Genomic DNA, 18,969 nt, shown 5'->3' with positions numbered 1-18,969 from the left:
CGTGGGCGAGCCGCACACCCTCCCCGCGCTCGAGGTCCGCGACCTCGGCCTCCAGATCGGCGGCGCGCGCATCCTCGAAGGCGTGAGCCTCGCCGTCGGGCGGGGCGAGATGCTCGGGGTGATCGGGCCGAACGGCGCGGGCAAGACGACGCTCTTCAACCTGGTCTCGGGGATCCACCGCCCGACGAGCGGGTCGGTGCTTCTCGAGGGCGTGGACGTGACGACCGACTCGGTGGCCGCGCGCGCCCGCGCCGGGCTGGGCCGCACGTTCCAGACGTCGAGCCTGTTCCCGCGCCTGAGCGTCCGGGAGAACGTGCGGCTCGCCGCGCAGGGGCGCCTCGGCGGCGCCCTGTCCGTGCTGCGCTTCCCGCGCCGCGGCGACGCCGCGACGCGGGAGGCGGACCGGCACCTGGAGACCGTGGGCCTCACGCGCCGGGCCGACGTCGCGGCCGGGGACCTGTCGCACGGCGACAAGCGCAAGCTCGAGATCGCGGTGCTCCTCGCCACGGAGCCGCGCGTCGTGCTGCTCGACGAGCCCATGGCGGGCGTGTCGTCGGCCGACGTGCCCGGCCTCGTCGAGGTCATCCGCGACCTGCACGCGACCGGCTGCACCGTCCTCATGGTCGAGCACCACATGGACGTCGTCCTGGGGCTCGTGGACCGGGTCGCCGTCATGCACCACGGCGAGCTGCTCGCGTGCGACACCCCCGACGCCGTCATGGCGGACCCGACGGTGCAGAGCGCCTACCTGGGCGTCACGGCAGGAGAGGCAGCATGAGCGGCCGCAGGAACGGCACCGCCCACGCGGAGGCGTCGAGCGACGTGCCCGTCCTCGAGGTGCGCGGGCTGTCCGCGCGCATCGCCGGGCAGCAGGTCGTCGAGGACGTGACCTTCTCGGTCCCGTCGACGGGCGTCACGGCGGTGCTGGGGCGCAACGGCGTCGGCAAGACGTCGACGCTCAAGGCGGTGCTCGGCCTGATCGAGCGCCGGGGCGAGGTGCGGCTCGCGGGCGAACGCGTCGACGGCGAGCGCACGGATCGGATCGTGCGGCGGGGCGTCGGGTACGTGCCCGAGGACCGGGAGGTGTTCGCCGGGCTCACGGTCGCGGAGAACCTGCGCCTCGCAGAGCGCGACGCGCACCCGCGCCGCGAGCTCGTCGCCGAGCTGTTCCCCGACCTCGTGCAGCGCTCCGCGCAGCGCGCGGGGACGCTCTCCGGCGGCCAGCAGCAGATGGTGTCGCTCGCGCGCGCCCTGCTCAACGCCAACCGGCTGCTCCTCGTCGACGAGCCGACCAAGGGCCTCGCCCCGCGGATCGTCGGCGAGGTGTCCGACGCGCTCGCGGAGGCGGCGCGCACGGTGCCGATCCTGCTCGTCGAGCAGAACCTCGAGGTCATCGAGCGGCTCGCCGAGCGCGTCGTCGTGATCGACGCGGGCCGCGTCGTGCACACCGGCCCGGCGCGCGAGCTCCTCGACGACCCCGACCGCGTCCAGCAGCTCCTCGGCGTGCACGCCGGGGACGCACACCACGAGAACGAAGGGGCGGCTGCCCGGTGAGCACGATCGTCCTCCTCCTCGTCACGGGGCTCGGCCTCGGGGCGCTGTACTTCCTCGTCGCGTCGGGCCTGTCGCTCATCTACGGGCTCATGGGCGTCCTCAACTTCGCGCACGGCTCGTTCCTCACGCTCGGCGCGTTCGGCGGCTGGTTCGTCGCGCGGTCGCTCGGCGCGGACTCGTGGGGCGTGTTCGCGCTCTCGCTGGTCGCCGGGGCGGTCGTCGGGGCCGGTGCCGCGGCGCTCACCGAGCTGCTGCTCATCCGCCCCCTCTACGAGCGGCACATCGAGCAGGTGCTCGTCACGGTCGGCCTCTCGCTCGCGTCCGTCGCGCTGTTCGAGGGCATGTGGGGCTCGGACCCCGAGTTCATCTCGGGCCCCGCGTGGCTCAAGGGCACGACCGACCTCGCGGGTGCCCCGGTACCCAACGACCGGTTCGTCGCGATCGCCGCGGCGGCGCTCGTGCTCGGCGCGATCGTGCTGTTCCTCAAGCGCACCCGCTACGGGCTCATCATCCGCGCGGGCGTCGAGAACCGGTCCATGGTCACGGCGCTCGGCATCGACGTGCGCAAGGCGTTCACGCTCGTGTTCGCCGTCGGCGGCGCCGCCGCGGGCCTCGGCGGGGTCCTCGCCTCGCAGTACTTCGGCTACGTCTCACCGCACCTCGGCGGGTCGCTGCTCATCTTCGCGTTCATCGTCACCGTCATCGGCGGTCTCGGCTCGCTGACCGGAGCCGCGATCGCGTCCGTGCTCGTCGCGGTCCTGCAGCAGTTCGCGAACTACTACCTCGGCTACGGCGACCTCATCGTCGTGCTGCTGCTCGCGCTCGTGCTCCTCGTCCGTCCCACCGGCCTCCTCGGGAGGGCAGCCGCATGACCACCCAGACCGCTCCCCCGGCCCCCGCGGCCCGCGCCGACGACGCCCCCCAGGACGAGCGCCCGGCCCGCAGGGCGCCGTCGGGCACGCTGGTCCGCACCCTCGCGGGCGTCGCTCTCGTCGCGCTGCTCGCGTGCCTCCCGCTGCTGGCCATCCACGTCCCGGGTGTCCTGCCCGGCCCCACCTACACGCCCGGCGCGCTGCAGATGATGGCGCTGTGCTGGCTCATCGGCGCGCTCGCGCTGAGCTACCACCTGCTGTTCGGGGTCGCGGGGCTGCTGAGCTTCGGCCACGCGCTCTACTTCGCCGCCGGCGTCTACGGGCTCGCGATCGTGCTCGACACGACCGAGATCCCGCTCCTGCCTGCCGCGGCGCTCGTGCTCGTCGGGGGCATCGTCCTCGCGCACGTCGTCGGCGCGATCTCGCTGCGCGTCACCGGGATCTCGTTCGCCATGGTCACGCTCGCGTTCGCGCAGGCGGGCAACGTGCTCGTGCGCCGCAACCCCGGTGGGGCCACGGGCGGCGAGGAGGGCCTCGCCCTCGCGACCGGGAACGTCCCCGACGCGTTCGTCGGGGTGCTCAACACGCGCAACCTCTACTGGCTCGCGCTCGCCGTGCTCGTCGGCGTCTACCTCGTCGTGCTGTGGGTCGAGCGCTCGCGCGCCGGCCACGTCGCGGCGGCGACGCGCGAGAACGAGATGCGCGTGCGCGTCATCGGCGGGCGGCCCTACCTCGTCAAGCTCCTCGTGTTCGTGCTCGCGGCGACGCTCGCGACCGTCGTCGGCATGGCGTACCTGCTGCTCCAGTCCGGGGCCGTGCCGCGCGCGACGTCCGCCGACTTCACGCTCACGCTGCTCGTCATGGTCGTGCTCGGCGGCGTCGGCTCCCGGTGGGGCGCGATCGTCGGCGGCGTGCTCTACACGGTCCTCGACCAGCGCCTCGGGACGCTCGCGAGCTCCGCGGCCGTGGCCGACCTCCCCGCGGTGCTGCGCGTGCCGCTGAGCGAGCCCCTGTTCCTCCTCGGCACGCTGTTCATCCTCGTCGTGATGTTCCTGCCCGGCGGGATCGCCGGTGCCGCGTCGCGCCTCGCCGCGCGCCGCCGCCCGCGGGAGGATCGGGAGGGAGCCCGCGAGCGCCTCGAGGAGGTGGCATGACGACGACGCAGCACCGGCCCGGCGCGCAGGACGGCCTGCACACCCTCGGGCGCTGGACCCGCGACCGCGCGCTCGCGACGCCGGACCGCGTCGCGGTCGACGACCGGGGCGTGACCCTGCGCTACCGCGACCTGCACGAGCGCGCGAGCACCCTGGCGGCGGCGTTCCGCGAGGCGGGGTACGGCGTCGGGGACCGCGTGGCCACGGTGACGGGCAACAGCGCCGACCAGGTCGTGCTGTTCTTCGCGTGCGCGCAGGCGGGCCTGGTGCTCGCGCCGCTCTCGTGGCGCCTGTCGCCCGGCGAGCTCGCGGCCCAGCTCGAGCAGGCCGACCCCGCGCTCGTGCTGGTCGAGCAGGAGTTCTCCGCGCTGGCCGACGCCGCCCTGGACCGGCTCGTCCTCCCGCCGCGGCGCACCGAGCTTGGCCGCAGCGGCGTCGAGGCGCGCGTCCCCGCGCCGTCGCGCCGCCCGCGGCTGACCGACGGCGCACGGGGGACGAGCGGCCCAGACCGGGCCGCGGGAACGCCTTCCCCCGAACGCCGGCCCGTGCGCGACGACGACCCGCTGCTGCTCGTCTTCACGTCCGGGACGCAGGGCACGCCCAAGGGCGCGCTGCTCACGCACGCGAACTGCTTCTGGACCAACCTCTCGCTCTCGCGCACGGTCGAGCTGACGAGCCACGACGTCGTGCTGAGCGTCCTGCCGCAGTTCCACGCGGGCGGCTGGAACATCCAGCCCCTGCTCGCGTGGTGGACCGGTGCGACGGTCGTCCTGGAGCGCACGTTCGAACCCGAGCGCGTGCTCCAGCTCGTCGCGGAACGCCGCGTCACGACGATGATGGGCGTCCCGACGAACTACCTCCTCCTCGCGGAGCACCCCGGCTTCGCGGACGCCGACCTGTCGTCGCTGCGGCACGCCGTCGTGGGCGGCGCGCCCATGCCCGAGCCGCTGCTGCGCACGTGGCACCGCCGCGGCGTCGCGCTCTCGCAGGGGTACGGGCTCACGGAGGCGGGACCCAACGTGCTGTGCCTGCCCGACGACCAGGCGCGCGAACGCCTCGGGTCGGCCGGGACGCCGTACCCGCACGTCGAGGTCGCGGTCGCCGACCCGGTGACCGGCCAGGTGCTCGACGGTCCCGCGTCGGGCGAGCTGCTGGTCCGCGGACCCGGGGTGTTCGCCGGGTACTTCCGTGACGACGCCGCGACGGCCGCCGTCCTGCACGACGGCTGGCTGCGCACCGGGGACCTCGTCGAGCGCGACGCCGACGGGTACTACCGCGTCGTCGACCGGATCAAGGACGTCTTCATCGTCGGGGGCGAGAACGTCACGCCGTCCGAGGTGGAGGCCGTGCTCCGGCGCCACCCCGGCGTCGCGGACGTCGCGGTCGTGGGCGTGCCCGACGACCGGTGGGGCGAGGTCGGCGCGGCGTTCGTCGTCCCGCGCCAGGGCTTCCCCACCGACGCCGAGGACCTCGAGGCGTTCTGCCGCCGCGAGCTCGCGCACTTCAAGGTCCCGCGCCGCTTCGACCTCGTCCCGTCCCTGCCCCGCACGTCGTTGCACAAGGTGTCGCGCCGCTCGCTCGCCGAGCGCGTGACCGTCCCGGAGGACTCATGAGCACCCAGCCCCGCACCGCCCGCGGCAACCGCACGCGGGCGAAGATCCTCGCCGCGGCCGAGCAGGTGTTCGCCGAGGTCGGGTACCACGACGCGTCGATCGTGAAGATCACGGAGGCGGCGGGCGTCGGGCAGGGCACGTTCTACCTGTACTTCGAGTCGAAGATCGACGTGTTCGACGAGCTCGTCGACGACCTCAACCGCCGCGTGCGGCACGCGATGATCGAGGCGAGCTCGCAGGCGGGCTCGCGGCTGGCCGCCGAGCGCGCGGGCTTCGAGGCGTTCTTCCGCTTCACCGCCGAGCACCCGGCGCTCTACCGGATCGTGCGGCAGGCCGAGTTCGTCTCGCCAGGGGCCCTGCGCCGGCACTACTCGCGCATCGTCGAGGGCTACATGACGGGCCTCGACAAAGCGCGTGCGAACGGCGAGGTCGGCCACGACGTCGACCCGGAGGTCGCCGCGTGGGCGCTCATGGGGATCGGCGAGATCGTCGGCATGCGCTGGGTCCTGTGGGGCGGGCGCTGGGACGAGGGCGCGGAGCCGCCGTCGTACGACACCGCGGCCGCCGAGGTCCCTCCGCACGTCTTCGAGCAGACCATGCAGTTCATCGAGCGCGCGCTCGCCGCGCCGCGGCCCGCTCCACCGACCGGGACCGGAACCGCCACCTCGACCGACACCGAAGGAGACGCGCGATGACCGTCGCCGCCACCGTCCCCGCAGGCATCCCCGCCAGACCCGGCGCCTCGACGCTCGCCGGGCGCCGCGCGCTCGTCACCGGCGGCGCGAGCGGCATCGGCGCGGCGTGCGCGCGCGAGCTCGCCGCGCGCGGCGCGCACGTCACCGTCGCCGACGTCGACCCCGACGGCGCGAAGCGCCTCGCGGACGAGCTCGGCGGCGAGGCGTGGGTCGTCGACCTCGCCGACACGCGCGCGCTCGACGACCTGACGCTCGACGTCGACGTGCTCGTCAACAACGCGGGCGTGCAGCGCGTGAGCCCCATCGAGGACTTCCGGCCCGACGACTTCCGCCTGCTGCACGCGATCATGCTCGAGGCACCGTTCCTGCTGGTCCGGGCTGCGCTCCCGGGGATGTACGCGCGGGGGTTCGGGCGCATCGTCAACGTGTCGTCGGTGCACGGGCTCGTCGCGTCGCCGTTCAAGTCGGCGTACGTGTCCGCGAAGCACGGGCTCGAGGGGTTGTCCAAGGTGACGGCGCTCGAGGGTGGCCCGCACGGCGTGACGAGCGTGTGCGTCAACCCCGGGTACGTCCGTACGCCGCTCGTGGAGAAGCAGATCGCGGACCAGGCGCGCGTGCACGGCATCCCCGAGTCCGAGGTGCTCGCGACCGTGCTCCTCGCCGAGTCCGCGGTCAAGCGGCTCGTCGAGCCGGAGGAGGTCGCGTCGCTCGTCGGCTGGCTCACCGGCCCGGACGCGTCGATGGTCTCGGGCGCCTCGTGGACGATCGACGGCGGCTGGAGCGCGCGATGACCGCGGGCACGACCGCGACCCCCACGTCTGCACCGCACGACGTCACCGCCGCGACCCACACCTACGCGACGCTCGACGTCCCTGTCGCCGGCGGGCGCCTGCGCGTCGGCGTGTGGGACCCGGTCCCCGCACCCGGTGCACGGCCCGACGACGGTGCGCGTCGCGGCGAGCACGCAGGGCTCGACCACGCGAGGCCCGACGCCACGCCGGATGCGACGACCGTCCCGACCGTCCTCGCGGTGCACGGCATCACGGCATCGCACCGCGCGTGGCCCGCGGTCGTGGCGGCCCTGCCGGGCGTGCGCGTCGTCGCGCCCGACCTGCGGGGCCGTGGGCGCAGCAACTCCCTGCCCGGCCCGTACGGCATGGGCGCGCACGCCGACGACCTCGCCGCCGTGCTGGACGCGCTGGGCGTCGAGAGCGTCGTCGCGCTCGGGCACTCCATGGGCGCGTTCGTGTCGGTCGTGCTCGCGCACCGTCACCCCGGCCGGGTCTCCCGGCTCGTGCTCGTCGACGGCGGCGTCCCGCTCCCGCCGCCCACCGGGCTCGCACCCGACGCGACGCACGACGAGGTCCTGCGCGCCCTGCTCGGCCCCGCCGTCGAGCGCCTCGAGCGCACGTTCGCCGACCGCGAGGAGTACCGCGGCTTCTGGCGCGCGCACCCCGCCTTCGCGAGCGCGTGGGACGAGCCGTGGGGCGACGTCGTCGCGGGGTACGTGGACTACGACCTCGTGGGCGAGGCGCCCGCGCTGCGCCCGGCGTCGTCCGGTGCCGCGGTCTCGGCCGACTCGCTCGAGCTCTACGAAGGCGGGCCGCTCGCGGACGCGCTCGCCGGCGACCACCCGCTCGACGTCCCGCTCGTGCTCCTGCGCGCGCCGCGCGGCCTGCTCGACGAGCCCGAGGCGCTCTACTCCCCCGAGCACCTCGCCGCGTGGCGCGCGCGGCTGCCGGGGCTGCGCACCCGCGACGTAGCGGGTATCAATCACTACACGATCATCATGAGCCCGCCCGGCGTCGAGGCCGTCGCGGGCGAGACCCTGCGGGCCCTGGCCGCCGTCACGAGCGGCCGACCGGGACCCGCGAGTGACGAGGAGGTCACGGCATGAGCCCCACGATCGCGTCCCCACGAGGGACCGGGCTGGACAAGGTGGTCGCGTCCGCGGCCGAGGCCGTCGCGGACGTGCCCGACGGCGCGTCGCTCGCCGTCGGCGGGTTCGGCCTGTGCGGCAACCCGATCGCGCTCATCGAGGCGCTGCTCGCCCAGGGCACGCGCGACCTGTGGGTCGTGAGCAACAACTGCGGCGTCGACGACTGGGGTCTCGGGGTCCTGCTCGGTGCGGGCCGCATCCGGAAGATGACGAGCTCGTACGTCGGGGAGAACAAGGAGTTCGAGCGGCAGTTCCTCTCGGGCGAGCTCGAGCTGGAGCTCACGCCGCAGGGCACGCTCGCGGAGAAGCTGCGCGCCGGCGGCGCGGGCATCGCCGGGTTCTGGACCCGCACGGGCGTCGGCACGCAGGTCGCCGAGGGCGGCCTGCCCCAGCGGTACGACGGCGCGGGGGGCGTCGCGCAGGCGAGCGCGCCCAAGGAGGTGCGCACGTTCGGCGTCGGCCCGCGCGGCCACGACGGGTCGTACGCCGACGAGGCCGAGTTCGTGCTCGAGGACGCGATCGCCACGGACTACGCGCTCGTGCACGCCCTGCGCGGCGACCGCCACGGCAACCTCGTGTTCCACCGCTCGGCGCGCAACTTCTCCCCGCTCGCCGCGATGGCGGGCCGCGCGTGCGTCGCACAGGTCGAGGAGCTCGTCGAGCCCGGCGAGATCGACCCCGACGAGGTGCACCTGCCCGGCGTGTTCGTGCACCGCGTCGTCGAGGTCGGCCCCGACGCGCCCAAGCGCATCGAGCGCCGCACCGTGCGCCCGGCAGCCGGGACCGACCAGCCCGCACCCGCGTCGTCGGGCCCCGCGACCAGCACGAAGGAGGGCTGAGACATGCCGCTCACCCGCGACGAGATGGCCGCGCGCGCCGCGCGCGAGCTCCAGGACGGCTGGTACGTCAACCTCGGCATCGGTCTGCCGACGCTCGTGCCCAACTACGTGCCGGCGGACAAGCACCTCGTGCTCCAGTCGGAGAACGGGATCCTCGGCGTCGGGCCGTACCCGACGGAGGACGCCGTCGACCCCGACCTCATCAACGCCGGCAAGGAGACCGTCACCGTGCTGCCGGGCGCCGCGTTCTTCGACTCCGCGCTCAGCTTCGGCATGATCCGCGGCGGCAAGATCGACGCCGCGATCCTGGGCGGCATGCAGGTCTCCGAGACGGGCGACCTCGCCAACTGGATGATCCCCGGCAAGATGGTCAAGGGGCCCGGCGGTGCGATGGACCTCGTGCACGGTGCGGGCCGCGTGATCGTCCTCATGGAGCACGTCGCGCGCGACGGGTCGCCCAAGATCCTGCGCTCGTGCTCGCTGCCGCTCACCGGGCGCGGGGTCGTGCACCGCATCATCACCGACCTCGCGGTGATCGACGTGACGGCCGACGGCCTCGTGCTGCGCGAGACCGCTCCCGGCGTGAGCGTCGACGACGTGCGCGCCGCGACCGAGCCCGATCTCGCCGTCGTGCTCGACGACGCCCCGCTCGACGTCACCGACGCCGAGCCGGGACCGTCCACGCAGGCCGCCGGGACGCCGTCGTGACGCGCGACGTGCTGCGGCGTGACGTGCTGCACCGCGACGTCACGACCCCACGCGGGCGCGAGCACGTGCGCGAGGTCGCCGCCGACGGCGCGGCGCGCGCGACGGTCCTGCTCGTGCACGGCAACTGCTCGTCGTCGGCGTTCTTCGACCCCCTGCTGCGCGCGCTGCCCGCCGACGTGCGCGGCGTCGCCGTCGACCTGCGCGGGTACGGCGACGCCGAGGTCCGTCCCGTCGACGCGACGCGCGGCGTGCGGGACTACGCGGACGACGTCGCGGCGGTCGTCGACGCGCTCGGCCTGGCGCGCCCGCTCGTCGCGGTCGCGCACTCCGCCGGGGCGGGAGTCGTGCTCCAGCTCGCGACCGACCGGCCCGACCTGTTCGACGCGCTCCTCCTCGAGGCGCCCATGTCGCCGTACGGGTTCGGCGGCACGCGCGACGTGGACGGCACGCCGCTCTCCCCCGACTTCGCGGGCTCGGGAGGCGGGACGGCCAACCCCGCGTTCGTCGCGGCGCTCGCCGCGGGCGACCGCAGCGAGGACGCCGGGTCGCCCCGCGACGTGCTGCGCCGGTTCTACGTCGCCGACCCGGCCTCGCTCGGCGAGCCGCTCGGCGCCCTGGAGGAGCTGCTGCTCGACTCCGTGCTCTCGACGCGCACGGGCGACGACAACTACCCAGGCGACCGGACGACCTCCGACACCTGGCCCGGCGTGGCCCCCGGGACGCGCGGCATGAACAACGCGATCAGCGCGAAGTACTGCGACCTGTCCGGCTTCGCGACGTCCGGCGCGACGGCACCCGTGCTGTGGGTGCGCGGCGACGCCGACGCGATCGTCTCGGACGCGTCGCTGTTCGACCTCGCGCAGCTCGGCGCGCTCGGCGCCGTCCCCGGCTGGCCGGGTGCCGAGACGCACCCGCCACAGCCGATGGTCGCCCAGACCCGCGCCGTCCTCGACGCCTACGCCGCCGCGGGCGGCGGGTACCGTGAAGAGGTGCGGCCCGGCGTCGGGCACAGCCCCCACCTCGAGGAGCCGGACGTGTTCCTCGGGCTCCTGCTCGGGCTGGTCGACAGTGCCGTTGTCGTCGTCGACGCCGACGCCGCACGAGCGGGCGCCACACCCCCGGCGCCCGCGCAGACAGAGCCGTCCGCACCCCTGGAGGTCCAGCCGTGAGCACCACCACCCCCGTCTCCCCCGACGCCTCTCCCGCCGCTCGCCCGGACGACGTCGTGATCGTCGCCGCCGCCCGCACCCCGCAGGGGCGGCTCAAGGGCTCGCTCGCCGCGCTCACCGCGGTCGAGCTCGGCGCCGTCGCGGCGCGCGCCGCGATCGAGCGCTCGGGCCTCGGCGCGGACGCCGTCGACGCCGTGGTGTTCGGCCAGGTGCTCCAGGCCGGGGCGGGCCAAAACCCCGCGCGCCAGACGGCGGCCGGCGCCGGCGTCGGCTGGGACGTGCCCGCGGTGACCGTCAACAAGGTGTGCCTCTCGGGGCTCACCGCGGTCATCGACGGCGCGCGGATGATCCGCTCCGGCGAGGCCGAGGTCGTGCTCGTCGGCGGCCAGGAGTCGATGACCAACGCGCCGCACCTGCTGCCCGGCTCGCGCGCCGGGTTCGCGTTCGGCGACGCGACGCTCGTCGACGCGGTCGCCCGCGACGGGCTCACCGACGCGTTCGACCGCGCCTCCATGGGCGTCTCGACCGAGCGCACCAACGTGGACGACGTGTTCGTGTCGCGCGAGGAGCAGGACGCCGTCGCGGCGGCCTCGCACCAGCGCGCCGCGGCCGCGGCGAAGGACGGCCTGTTCGACGCCGAGCTCGCGCCCGTGAGCGTCCCGCAGCGCCGGGGCGAGCCGGTCGAGGTGCGCGACGACGAGGGCGTGCGCCCCGACACCACCACCGAGACCCTGGCGCGCCTGCGCCCCGCGTTCGACCCCGAGGGCACCCTCACCGCGGGCAACGCGTCGCAGATCTCCGACGGCGCCGCCGCGCTCGTGCTGACGACGCGCGCGCGGGCCGAGTCCGCGGCCGCGCCCGTGCTCGCGACCGTGCGGGCATGGGGACAGGTCGCCGGCCCGGACACGTCCCTGCACTCCCAGCCGGCGCGCGCGATCCGCCAGGCGCTCGACCGCGCGGGCTGGACGATCGAGGACCTCGACCTCGTCGAGATCAACGAGGCGTTCGCGACCGTCGTCGCCGTCTCCACGCGCGTGCTCGGCGTCTCGCCGGACGTCGTCAACGTGCACGGCGGCGGCATCTCGCTCGGCCACCCCATCGGCGCGTCCGGCGCCCGCCTCGCCGTCCACGCGGCGCACGAGCTCGCGCGCCGCGGGGGCGGGCGCGTCGCGGTCGGGCTGTGCGGCGGGGGCGGACAGGGCGAGGCGCTGCTTCTGGAGGCGTGACCGCTCCCCGGCGCGGGCGCTTCGAGGGGACGGTTCGAGGCACCTCGCCTACGCTCGCGATGTGCAGCCCACCGTGACGGAGACCCGAACCCCCGAGCCCGTCGACGAGAAGCCTGCGAGGCACGGTGCGTGGGGCCGGTGGCTGCGGCGGTTCTCGGCGACCGGGCTGGTGCTCGCGCTGCTGTGGTTCTGCCTGTCGTTCACGCCGTCGCTCATCCCGCGGGCGTGGTACTACCAGGCCGTGATCTCGGGCGTGAGCGCGGTCGGCGGGTACGGGGTCGGGGCGTTCGTCGAGTGGTTCGCCGTGAAGGTCGGCCTGCGCATCCGCTGGACGGCGCGCGCGAGCCGCGTCGCGTGGTGGGTGCTCGCCGGGGCGACGGTCGTGCTCGTGCCCCTCTCGCTGGTCCTCGGCGCACGCCGCCAGATCGAGCTGCGGCACCTGTTCGGTATGTCCGAGGACGTCCCCGGGCGTGAGGTCGTCACCCTCCTCGTGGCGCTCGCCGTCGCGCTGCTCGTGCTGCAGGCCGGGCGGGGGCTGCGCCGCGTCGCGCGCTGGGTCGCCCGGCTGGTCGGCCGGGTCGTGCCTGCTCCGGTCGCGCGGTTCGTGAGCGGCGTGGCGGTCGCGGTCGTCGTGGTGCTCGTGTTCAACGGCGTCGTCTGGTCGGGCGCGATGAGCGCGCTCAACTCGATCTACTCGGCCGCGAACGCCGACGTCGACCCCCGCCTGTCTCCCCCGGCCCAGCCCGAGCGGTCCGGGTCGGCGGCGTCCCCCGAGACGTGGGACTCGCTCGGCGCGGAGGGCCGCAAGTTCGTCGTGTCCGGCCCGACCGTCGACGAGCTGCGCGCGTTCGCCGAGGCGGGCGACGTCGTCGACCCCGCGGACGTGCGCGAGCCGATCCACGCCTACGCGGGCCTCGACGCCGACGGCGACCTCGACGCCACGGCGGCGCGCGTCGTCGACGAGCTCGACCGCACCGACGCGTGGGACCGGTCCGTCCTCGTCGTCGCGACCACGACCGGGACCGGCTGGGTCGACCCGGGCATGGTGGAGGCGCTCGAGCTCATGCACGGCGGCGACACCGCGATCGCGAGCATGCAGTACTCGTACCTGCCGAGCTGGATCAGCTTCGTCGGCGACCGCTCGACCCCGCCCGCGGCCGGCAAGGCGCTCTTCGAGGCCGTATATGCGCGCTGGTCGGAGCTCCCCGAGGACGCCCGCCCGCGCCTGCTCGCCTTCGGCATCTCGCTCGGGTCGTTCGGCATGCAGGGCGCGTTCAGCGGGGTGCAGGACGTCGAGGCGCGCTCCGACGGCGCGATGTTCACCGGGACGCCCGGCTTCACCCCGATGTGGCGCGAGCTCACCGACGCGCGCGACCCCGGGTCGCTCGAGTACGCGCCCGTGCTCGACGACGGCCGGCAGGTCCGGTGGGGCGACCCGGTCGCGACCGGCGTCGCGGACCTCTGGGGTCCCGGCCCGCGCTGGGACGAGCCACGCGTGGTCTACCTCCAGCACGCGTCCGACGGCGTGACCTGGTGGGGACCGGAGACGCTCTGGTCCGAGCCCGACTGGCTGCGCGAGCCGCGCGGCCCGGACGTCCTGGGCGACGTGCGGTGGTACCCGTTCGTCACGTTCTGGCAGCTCACGGGCGACCTGTTCGTCGCGGCCGCGTCGGACATCCCGCCCGGTCACGGCCACGTCTACAAGCTCGAGTACGCCGACGGGTTCGCCGCCCTGCACGCTCCCGAGGGCTGGTCGGCCGCCGACACCGCGCGCCTCAAGGACGCGATGGACGCGCCGACGCAGAGCGGCTCGATCGGCTGAGGACCGTGAGCGCCACGGCGACCAGGACGCCGGCCGCGCTCACGGCCGCGGCGACCCAGAACGACGCGGCGAACGGTCCGGCGGGATCGCCGTCCGCCGTCGCGCCCGCGAGCAGCGCCGCGACGACCGGCGCGGCGGCCGCCGAGCCGACCGTGCGGATCACGCTGTTGAGGCCGGTCGCGGCGCCGATCTCCTCCGGCGGCGACCACGTCACGACGAGCTGTGCGCAGATCGCGTAGCCGATCCCGTTGCCGAGCCCCAGCACCGAGAACGCGACGACGACCGCCCACGGCACCGTCGGCCACAGTGCGAGCCCGACCGACCCCACGAGCATGACCCAGACCGCGACGCCGGACGTGGCGGCCGCGCCCACGCGCGCCACGAGGAGCGGGGTGGACCGGCCGCCGAGGAAGACCAGGACGGCGCTCGGCAGCATCGCGAGGCCCGACGCGGTGACGTCCAGCCCGTGCCCGTAGCCGGTGGCCACGGGCGCCTGCATGAGCACCGGGAGCGCGACGTAGCAGACGTACGGTACGAACCCGACGGCCACGGTGAGGACGCTCACGAGCGCGAGCGGCCCATGTCGGAACGTGCGCACGTCCACGAGCGGCGCCTCGGTGCGCCGCTCGACGAGCACGAGCGCGACGAGGAGGATCACGCCGACCGCGCCGACGCCGAGCGTGCGGGGCGACGACCATCCCCACGCGCCGCCCTGCGACACCGCGAGCAGGACCCCGACGAGCCCGCTGGCGAGCAGCACGATGCCCGGCCAGTCGGTGCGGCGCCGCTGGGACCGCGCGCTCACCGCCGGGACCCACAGGAGCACCAGCAGGGCCGCGACCGCGATCAGGACGGCCGCGAGCACGAACATCCACCGCCACGACAACGCCTCGACGATCACGCCGCCGAGCACGAGCGCCGCACCCGCGCCGAGGCCGATCATCCCCGAGATCCAGCCGAAGGCCGCGGCGACGCGGGGCGGCGGCAGCAGGTTCCGCGCGAGCGCGAGCGCCAGCGGGAACGTCGCCGTGCTCACGCCCTGCACCACCCGGGCGCCGAGGAGCACCCCGAGGCTCGGCGCAGCGGCGGCGGCGAGCGTCGCGGCGGCGAAGACGGCGAGCGTCGCGAGGAGCACGCGCCGGTGGCCGAACCGGTCGCCGAGGTTCCCGACCACGGGGGCGAGCACGGCGCCGGCGAGGAGGAAGGCGGTGAGGATCCACCCTGTCCCCTGCGGACCGGCGCCGAGCTCGCGCCCGAGCGTGGGGAGCGCGGGCACCACGAGCGTCTGCATGAGCGAGAACGCGAGCACGACGACGCTGAGCGCGGCGGTCACGAGGGCCGGGTGCGACGCCGTGCCGTCCGCGTCGCCGGCGGGCGTGGGAGGCGCGTCGGCCGGCTCCGGCGGCGTCGCCGCGTCAGGGGTCGGAGTGTCGAGGGTCGTCGTGTCGAAGGTCGTGGTGCGGCGGGTGGGCACGGGGGCTCGCTCTCGGACGGGACTCGGCTTATCGGAACGGAGATTCCGTTCCGACTCGCGATCGTACCCCCTCGGGGCTACGGTGACGCCATGCTCGACTCCTCGCCCACCCCGCCCCCGCTCCCCGGTCGCCAGCGCGAGGCGCGGGCCAACGACACGGCGATCCTCGCCGCGGCGCGCGAGGTCTTCGCGCTCCAGGGCCACGGGGCGCCGATCTCGGAGGTCGCGCAGCGCGCGGGCGTGGGCGTGGGCTCGGTCTACCGGCGCTACCCCACCAAGGAGGCGCTTGTCGAGGCTCTCCACGTCGCGGCGGTCGCGGAGGTCGCGGACCTCGCCGCGACGGTGGCGGACGCACGGCAGGCGGCGTCCGGCTCGGAGGTCGCGCGCGACGGGCCTCGCGACGACGGAGCGGTCGCATCCTTCCTCGCACGGCACATCACGGGCGCCACCGGCCCCCTGCTCCGCCCCCCGGGCGCCCAGAGCCCCATCCCGCCCGAGCTCGCGGCGGCGTCGGACCGGCTCCGCGCCGGGCTGGAGCGCCTCATCGCCCTCGACCGCGCGGAGCGCCGCGTCCCCGAGGGCTTCACCCCCGCCGACGTCATGCAGCTCGTGGTCCACCTGCGGCCGCCGCTCCCGCTCCCCCGCGCGGAGTCGGACGCGCTGCACCTGCGCTACCTCGGGCTCGTGGTGCGCGGTCTGCGCGAGCGGGCCGCGGCAGGCGCCCGGCTCGCGGACGGGCCGGGCTGGGACGAGTGGGTCGGCGCCTGGCACGACTGACGGCGGGCCGCACCTGCCCGCCGCGGTCCCCTACCCGGCCGGCGCGTGCCGGTCGAGGAACGCGTACACCTCGGTGGTGTCGACGCCGGGGAACGCACCCGTCGGCATCGCCGCGAGCATCGACGCGTGCGGGCGGGCGCTCGGCCACGACCGCCCGGCCCACCGGTCGGAGAGGGCGTCCGGAGGGCGGCGGCAGCACGCGCCGTCGGGGCACCGGGAGACCAGGCGCTCGGTCGTGTCGCGGCCCAGGAACCACTTCACGTGCGCGAACGGCACGCCGACGCTCACCGAGAACTCGCCGTCCGCCGAGGCCTGGACCCGCGACGTGCACCAGTAGGTGCCGCTCGGGGTGTCCGTGTACTGGCTGAACGGGCTGAGCCGGTCCTCGACCGCGAACACCGTGCGTGCGGTCCAGGACCGGCACACGTACTGCCCCTCGACGGCGCCGAGCGGGTCCGCCGGGAAGCGCACGCCGTCGTTCTCGTACGCCTTGTGGATGACGCCCGACTCGTGGACCTTCATGAAGTGCACCGGGATGCCGAGGTGCTTCGTCGCGAGGTTCGTGAACCGGTGCGCGGCCGTCTCGTACGACACCGCGAACGCGTCGCGCAGGTCCTCGATCGAGATCTCGCGCGCGTCCTTCGCGGCCCGCAGCGCCTTGACCGCGTGCCGCTCCGGCAGGAGCAGCGCCGCCGCGAGGTAGTTGGCCTCGACGCGCTGGCGCAGGAACTCGCGGTAGTCGCGCGGCTCCGCGTGATCGAGCACGTGCGGCGCGAGCGCCTGGAGCAACGCCGACGTCGCGTTGGACCGCCCGCGCATGCCGTTGCTCGGCAGGTAGACGCGGTGGTGCCGCAGGTCGAGCACCGAGCGGGTCGAGTGCGGCAGGTCGCCCACGTAGTGCAACGTGAAGCCCAGGTGCGCGGCGATGTCCGCCGCGACGCGCTGGGGCAGCGGGCCGCCCGCGTGCCCGACGCCGTCGAGCAGCTCGGCCGCCGCGTCCTCGAGCTCGGGGAAGTAGTTGTCCTGCGCGCGCATGGTCGCGCGCAGCTCGGCGTTCGCGCGGCGCGCCTCCTCGGGCGTCGCGGCTCGCTCGGTGTGCAGCCGCTGCAGCTCGCGCTCCAGCGCCACGATCGTCTCGAGCGCGTCCGTGGGCAGCGACTTGCCGACCCGCACCGGGCGCAGCCCGAGCGCGTCGAAGAGCGGGCCGCGCTGGGCGCGCTCCAGCTCGATCTCGAGCGCGTCCCGGCGCGACGGGGCCTCGGGCGACAGGAGGTCGTCGAGGCTCGCACCGAGCGCCCGCGCGACGGCCTGGAGCTGGGCGAACTTGGGCTCGCGCTTGCCGTTCTCCAGGAGCGACACCTGCGACGGCGCGCGGCCGATCGCGGCGCCGAGCTCGTCGAGCGTCAGGCCCCGCGCGGTGCGCAGGTGTCGGATCCTGCGGCCGATCGTCAGGGCGTCGGGCTCGCTCTCCAGCGGGATTTCCGCATGTTCCGCGATTCCGGCCGGTCGCGTCGTCGGGATAGCCATGACTGAGAGTGACACGCGCCACTCCTTCCGCACAAGAGAAGAACCTCGATTCTTTCGCCCGATCTGGCTTGAGACGGGGTCGACGGCGGGAGGAAGGTCGAAGCACGGACCTCGCCGAGGTCCACCGACCGGCCCGTCCGGCCCGCGCAGAGCGGGCCGGCGCACCACCAGGAGGCACCCGTGAACAGGCCCACCATCGTCAGCCGCCGCTCCCCGTCCGAGTACGCGGGCGGCGCCCGTCCGCTCGGCGCCGTCGCGACGACGGCGGACGTCGCGGGCCGCACCCCGGACCGCCCCGGCTCTCGGCCCGGCGACCAGACCCAGACGGCCGCCGAGATCGCGGAGCAGTGGGCGACCGACCCGCGCTGGGCCGGGCTCGAGCGCGACTACACCGCGGAGGACGTCGTCGCGCTGCGCGGCTCCGTGCGCGAGGAGCACACGCTCGCGCGTCGCGGTGCCGAGAAGCTCTGGGAGCAGATCCACACCGAGGAGTGGGTCGCCGCGCTCGGCGCGTTCACCGGCAACCAGGCCGTGCAGCAGGTGCGCGCGGGCCTCAAGGCCGTCTACCTGTCCGGGTGGCAGGTCGCGGCCGACGCCAACCTGTCCGGCCAGACGTACCCCGACCAGTCGCTCTACCCCGCCAACTCCGTGCCCGCCGTCGTGCGCCGCATCAACAACGCGCTCCTGCGCGCGGACCAGATCGAGACGGCGGAGTCCGGTGCGCCGACACGTGACTGGCTCGCCCCGATCGTCGCCGACGCCGAGGCCGGGTTCGGCGGCCCGCTCAACGCGTACGAGCTCATGCACTCGATGATCGCCGCGGGCGCCGCGGGCGTGCACTGGGAGGACCAGCTCGCGTCGGAGAAGAAGTGCGGCCACCTCGGCGGCAAGGTGCTCGTGCCCACGAGCCAGCACATCCGCACCCTCAACGCCGCGCGCCTCGCGGCCGACGTCGCGGGCGTGCCGTCGGTGATCATCGCGCGCACGGACTCGCTCGCCGCGGACCTGCTGACGTCCGACGTCGACGAGCGCGACCGCCCGTTCCTCACGGGCGAGCGCACCTCGGAGGGCTTCTACCGGGTGCGCCCGGGGCTCGACGCGGTCGTCGCGCGCGGCCTCGCGTACGCGCCGTACTCCGACCTCATCTGGGTCGAGACGGGAGAGCCCGACCTCGAGCTCGCGCGCACGTTCGCCGAGACGATCCACGCGCAGTACCCGGACAAGAAGCTCGCGTACAACTGCTCGCCGTCGTTCAACTGGAAGAAGCACCTCGACGACGCCCAGATCGCGAGCTTCCAGAAGGAGCTCGCCGCCATGGGCTACGCGTTCCAGTTCATCACGCTGGCCGGCTTCCACGCCGTCTCGCACTCCATGTTCGAGCTCGCGCGCGGGTACGACGAGCGCGCGATGTCCGCCTACGTCGAGCTCCAGGAGGCCGAGTTCGCCTCCGAGGCCGACGGCTACACGGCCACCCGCCACCAGCGGGAGGTCGGCACCGGCTACTTCGACCGGGTCGCCACGGCTCTCAACCCCGACGCCGCCACCCTCGCGCTCGCCGGGTCCACCGAGACCGCCCAGTTCCACTAAGCCCCTCGCGAGG

Annotated in this window: 17 protein-coding genes; 15 read left to right on the top strand and 2 right to left on the bottom strand. The window is 75.0% G+C overall.

Annotated features, from left to right (window positions below; all coding sequences use genetic code 11):
• Position 1: 1 nt before the first annotated feature.
• The 13 genes from ACN9MS_RS06780 (at position 2) to ACN9MS_RS06720 (ending at position 13,591) form a co-directional block, all read left to right on the top strand.
• Positions 2-778, top strand: coding sequence for an ABC transporter ATP-binding protein (locus ACN9MS_RS06780; protein ID WP_426311254.1), 777 nt, complete (start codon positions 2-4; stop codon positions 776-778).
• On the top strand, positions 775-1,554 hold the full coding sequence (locus ACN9MS_RS06775) for an ABC transporter ATP-binding protein (protein ID WP_426311253.1): 780 nt from the start codon (positions 775-777) through the stop codon (positions 1,552-1,554). Before ACN9MS_RS06780 ends, ACN9MS_RS06775 begins: the two co-directional genes overlap by 4 nt.
• A complete protein-coding gene (locus tag ACN9MS_RS06770) occupies positions 1,551-2,426 on the top strand; it encodes a branched-chain amino acid ABC transporter permease (RefSeq protein ID WP_237842134.1) in 876 nt (291 codons plus the stop codon). The genes ACN9MS_RS06775 and ACN9MS_RS06770 overlap by 4 nt, the downstream gene beginning before the upstream one ends.
• Positions 2,423-3,580 carry a branched-chain amino acid ABC transporter permease gene (locus tag ACN9MS_RS06765; protein WP_426311252.1) on the top strand — a complete coding sequence of 386 codons (1,158 nt, stop codon included), beginning with the start codon at positions 2,423-2,425 and terminating at the stop codon, positions 3,578-3,580. Before ACN9MS_RS06770 ends, ACN9MS_RS06765 begins: the two co-directional genes overlap by 4 nt.
• Positions 3,577-5,193 carry a class I adenylate-forming enzyme family protein gene (locus tag ACN9MS_RS06760; protein ID WP_426311251.1) on the top strand — a complete coding sequence of 539 codons (1,617 nt, stop codon included), beginning with the start codon at positions 3,577-3,579 and terminating at the stop codon, positions 5,191-5,193. The genes ACN9MS_RS06765 and ACN9MS_RS06760 overlap by 4 nt, the downstream gene beginning before the upstream one ends.
• Positions 5,190-5,888: a TetR/AcrR family transcriptional regulator gene (locus tag ACN9MS_RS06755; RefSeq protein ID WP_426311250.1), complete on the top strand. Its 699-nt coding sequence runs from the start codon at positions 5,190-5,192 to the stop codon at positions 5,886-5,888. Before ACN9MS_RS06760 ends, ACN9MS_RS06755 begins: the two co-directional genes overlap by 4 nt.
• Positions 5,885-6,679, top strand: coding sequence for a 3-hydroxybutyrate dehydrogenase (locus tag ACN9MS_RS06750; RefSeq protein ID WP_426311249.1), 795 nt, complete (start codon positions 5,885-5,887; stop codon positions 6,677-6,679). Before ACN9MS_RS06755 ends, ACN9MS_RS06750 begins: the two co-directional genes overlap by 4 nt.
• Positions 6,676-7,785, top strand: coding sequence for an alpha/beta hydrolase (locus tag ACN9MS_RS06745; RefSeq protein ID WP_426311248.1), 1,110 nt, complete (start codon positions 6,676-6,678; stop codon positions 7,783-7,785). Before ACN9MS_RS06750 ends, ACN9MS_RS06745 begins: the two co-directional genes overlap by 4 nt.
• Entirely contained in the window at positions 7,782-8,666 is an 885-nt protein-coding gene (locus tag ACN9MS_RS06740) for a CoA transferase subunit A (RefSeq protein WP_426311247.1), read from the top strand. The genes ACN9MS_RS06745 and ACN9MS_RS06740 overlap by 4 nt, the downstream gene beginning before the upstream one ends.
• A gap of 3 nt (positions 8,667-8,669) precedes the next feature.
• Complete coding sequence (locus ACN9MS_RS06735; RefSeq protein WP_426311246.1) at positions 8,670-9,374, top strand: CoA transferase subunit B; 705 nt, start codon at positions 8,670-8,672, stop codon at positions 9,372-9,374.
• Positions 9,371-10,543 (top strand): alpha/beta fold hydrolase, encoded by a 1,173-nt coding sequence (locus tag ACN9MS_RS06730; RefSeq protein ID WP_426311245.1) that lies wholly within the window; start codon positions 9,371-9,373, stop codon positions 10,541-10,543. The genes ACN9MS_RS06735 and ACN9MS_RS06730 overlap by 4 nt, the downstream gene beginning before the upstream one ends.
• Positions 10,540-11,769, top strand: coding sequence for an acetyl-CoA C-acyltransferase (locus ACN9MS_RS06725; RefSeq protein ID WP_426311244.1), 1,230 nt, complete (start codon positions 10,540-10,542; stop codon positions 11,767-11,769). Before ACN9MS_RS06730 ends, ACN9MS_RS06725 begins: the two co-directional genes overlap by 4 nt.
• Positions 11,770-11,830: 61 nt before the next feature.
• Positions 11,831-13,591 (top strand): alpha/beta hydrolase, encoded by a 1,761-nt coding sequence (locus ACN9MS_RS06720; RefSeq protein WP_426311243.1) that lies wholly within the window; start codon positions 11,831-11,833, stop codon positions 13,589-13,591.
• Here ACN9MS_RS06720 and ACN9MS_RS06715 read toward each other — a convergent pair.
• Entirely contained in the window at positions 13,545-15,065 is a 1,521-nt protein-coding gene (locus ACN9MS_RS06715; protein WP_426311242.1) for an MFS transporter, read from the bottom strand. The genes ACN9MS_RS06720 and ACN9MS_RS06715 overlap by 47 nt on opposite strands.
• Before the next feature lie 90 nt (positions 15,066-15,155).
• On the opposite strand from ACN9MS_RS06715, the gene ACN9MS_RS06710 reads away from it, so the two are divergent.
• Positions 15,156-15,842, top strand: coding sequence for a TetR/AcrR family transcriptional regulator (locus ACN9MS_RS06710; RefSeq protein ID WP_426311241.1), 687 nt, complete (start codon positions 15,156-15,158; stop codon positions 15,840-15,842).
• A gap of 30 nt (positions 15,843-15,872) precedes the next feature.
• Here ACN9MS_RS06710 and ACN9MS_RS06705 read toward each other — a convergent pair whose 3' ends face one another.
• Positions 15,873-17,369 (bottom strand): helix-turn-helix domain-containing protein, encoded by a 1,497-nt coding sequence (locus ACN9MS_RS06705; protein WP_426311845.1) that lies wholly within the window; start codon positions 17,367-17,369, stop codon positions 15,873-15,875.
• 336 nt (positions 17,370-17,705) lie between these two features.
• Here ACN9MS_RS06705 and aceA point away from each other — a divergent pair, with 336 nt between their 5' ends.
• Complete coding sequence (aceA, locus tag ACN9MS_RS06700; protein ID WP_426311844.1) at positions 17,706-18,956, top strand: isocitrate lyase; 1,251 nt, start codon at positions 17,706-17,708, stop codon at positions 18,954-18,956.
• Positions 18,957-18,969 lie beyond the last annotated feature (13 nt).

Source organism: Cellulosimicrobium sp. E-16, from assembly GCF_049913115.1.
Lineage (GTDB): Bacteria > Actinomycetota > Actinomycetes > Actinomycetales > Cellulomonadaceae > Cellulosimicrobium.
The sequence above is the reverse complement of the archived record's forward strand: the minus strand, read 5'-3'. Positions and strand labels throughout refer to the sequence as shown.

Excerpts from the sequence above, each read along its gene's own strand:
- ACN9MS_RS06775 (WP_426311253.1), top strand. The coding sequence starts at position 775 with ATGAGCGGCCGCAGGAACGGCACCGCCCACGCGGAGGCGTCGAGCGAC.
- ACN9MS_RS06765 (WP_426311252.1), top strand. The coding sequence starts at position 2,423 with ATGACCACCCAGACCGCTCCCCCGGCCCCCGCGGCCCGCGCCGACGAC.
- ACN9MS_RS06760 (WP_426311251.1), top strand. The coding sequence starts at position 3,577 with ATGACGACGACGCAGCACCGGCCCGGCGCGCAGGACGGCCTGCACACC.
- ACN9MS_RS06755 (WP_426311250.1), top strand. The coding sequence starts at position 5,190 with ATGAGCACCCAGCCCCGCACCGCCCGCGGCAACCGCACGCGGGCGAAG.
- ACN9MS_RS06750 (WP_426311249.1), top strand. The coding sequence starts at position 5,885 with ATGACCGTCGCCGCCACCGTCCCCGCAGGCATCCCCGCCAGACCCGGC.
- ACN9MS_RS06745 (WP_426311248.1), top strand. The coding sequence starts at position 6,676 with ATGACCGCGGGCACGACCGCGACCCCCACGTCTGCACCGCACGACGTC.
- ACN9MS_RS06740 (WP_426311247.1), top strand. The coding sequence starts at position 7,782 with ATGAGCCCCACGATCGCGTCCCCACGAGGGACCGGGCTGGACAAGGTG.
- ACN9MS_RS06735 (WP_426311246.1), top strand. The coding sequence starts at position 8,670 with ATGCCGCTCACCCGCGACGAGATGGCCGCGCGCGCCGCGCGCGAGCTC.
- ACN9MS_RS06710 (WP_426311241.1), top strand. The coding sequence starts at position 15,156 with ATGCTCGACTCCTCGCCCACCCCGCCCCCGCTCCCCGGTCGCCAGCGC.
- ACN9MS_RS06705 (WP_426311845.1), bottom strand. The coding sequence starts at position 17,369 with ATGGCTATCCCGACGACGCGACCGGCCGGAATCGCGGAACATGCGGAA.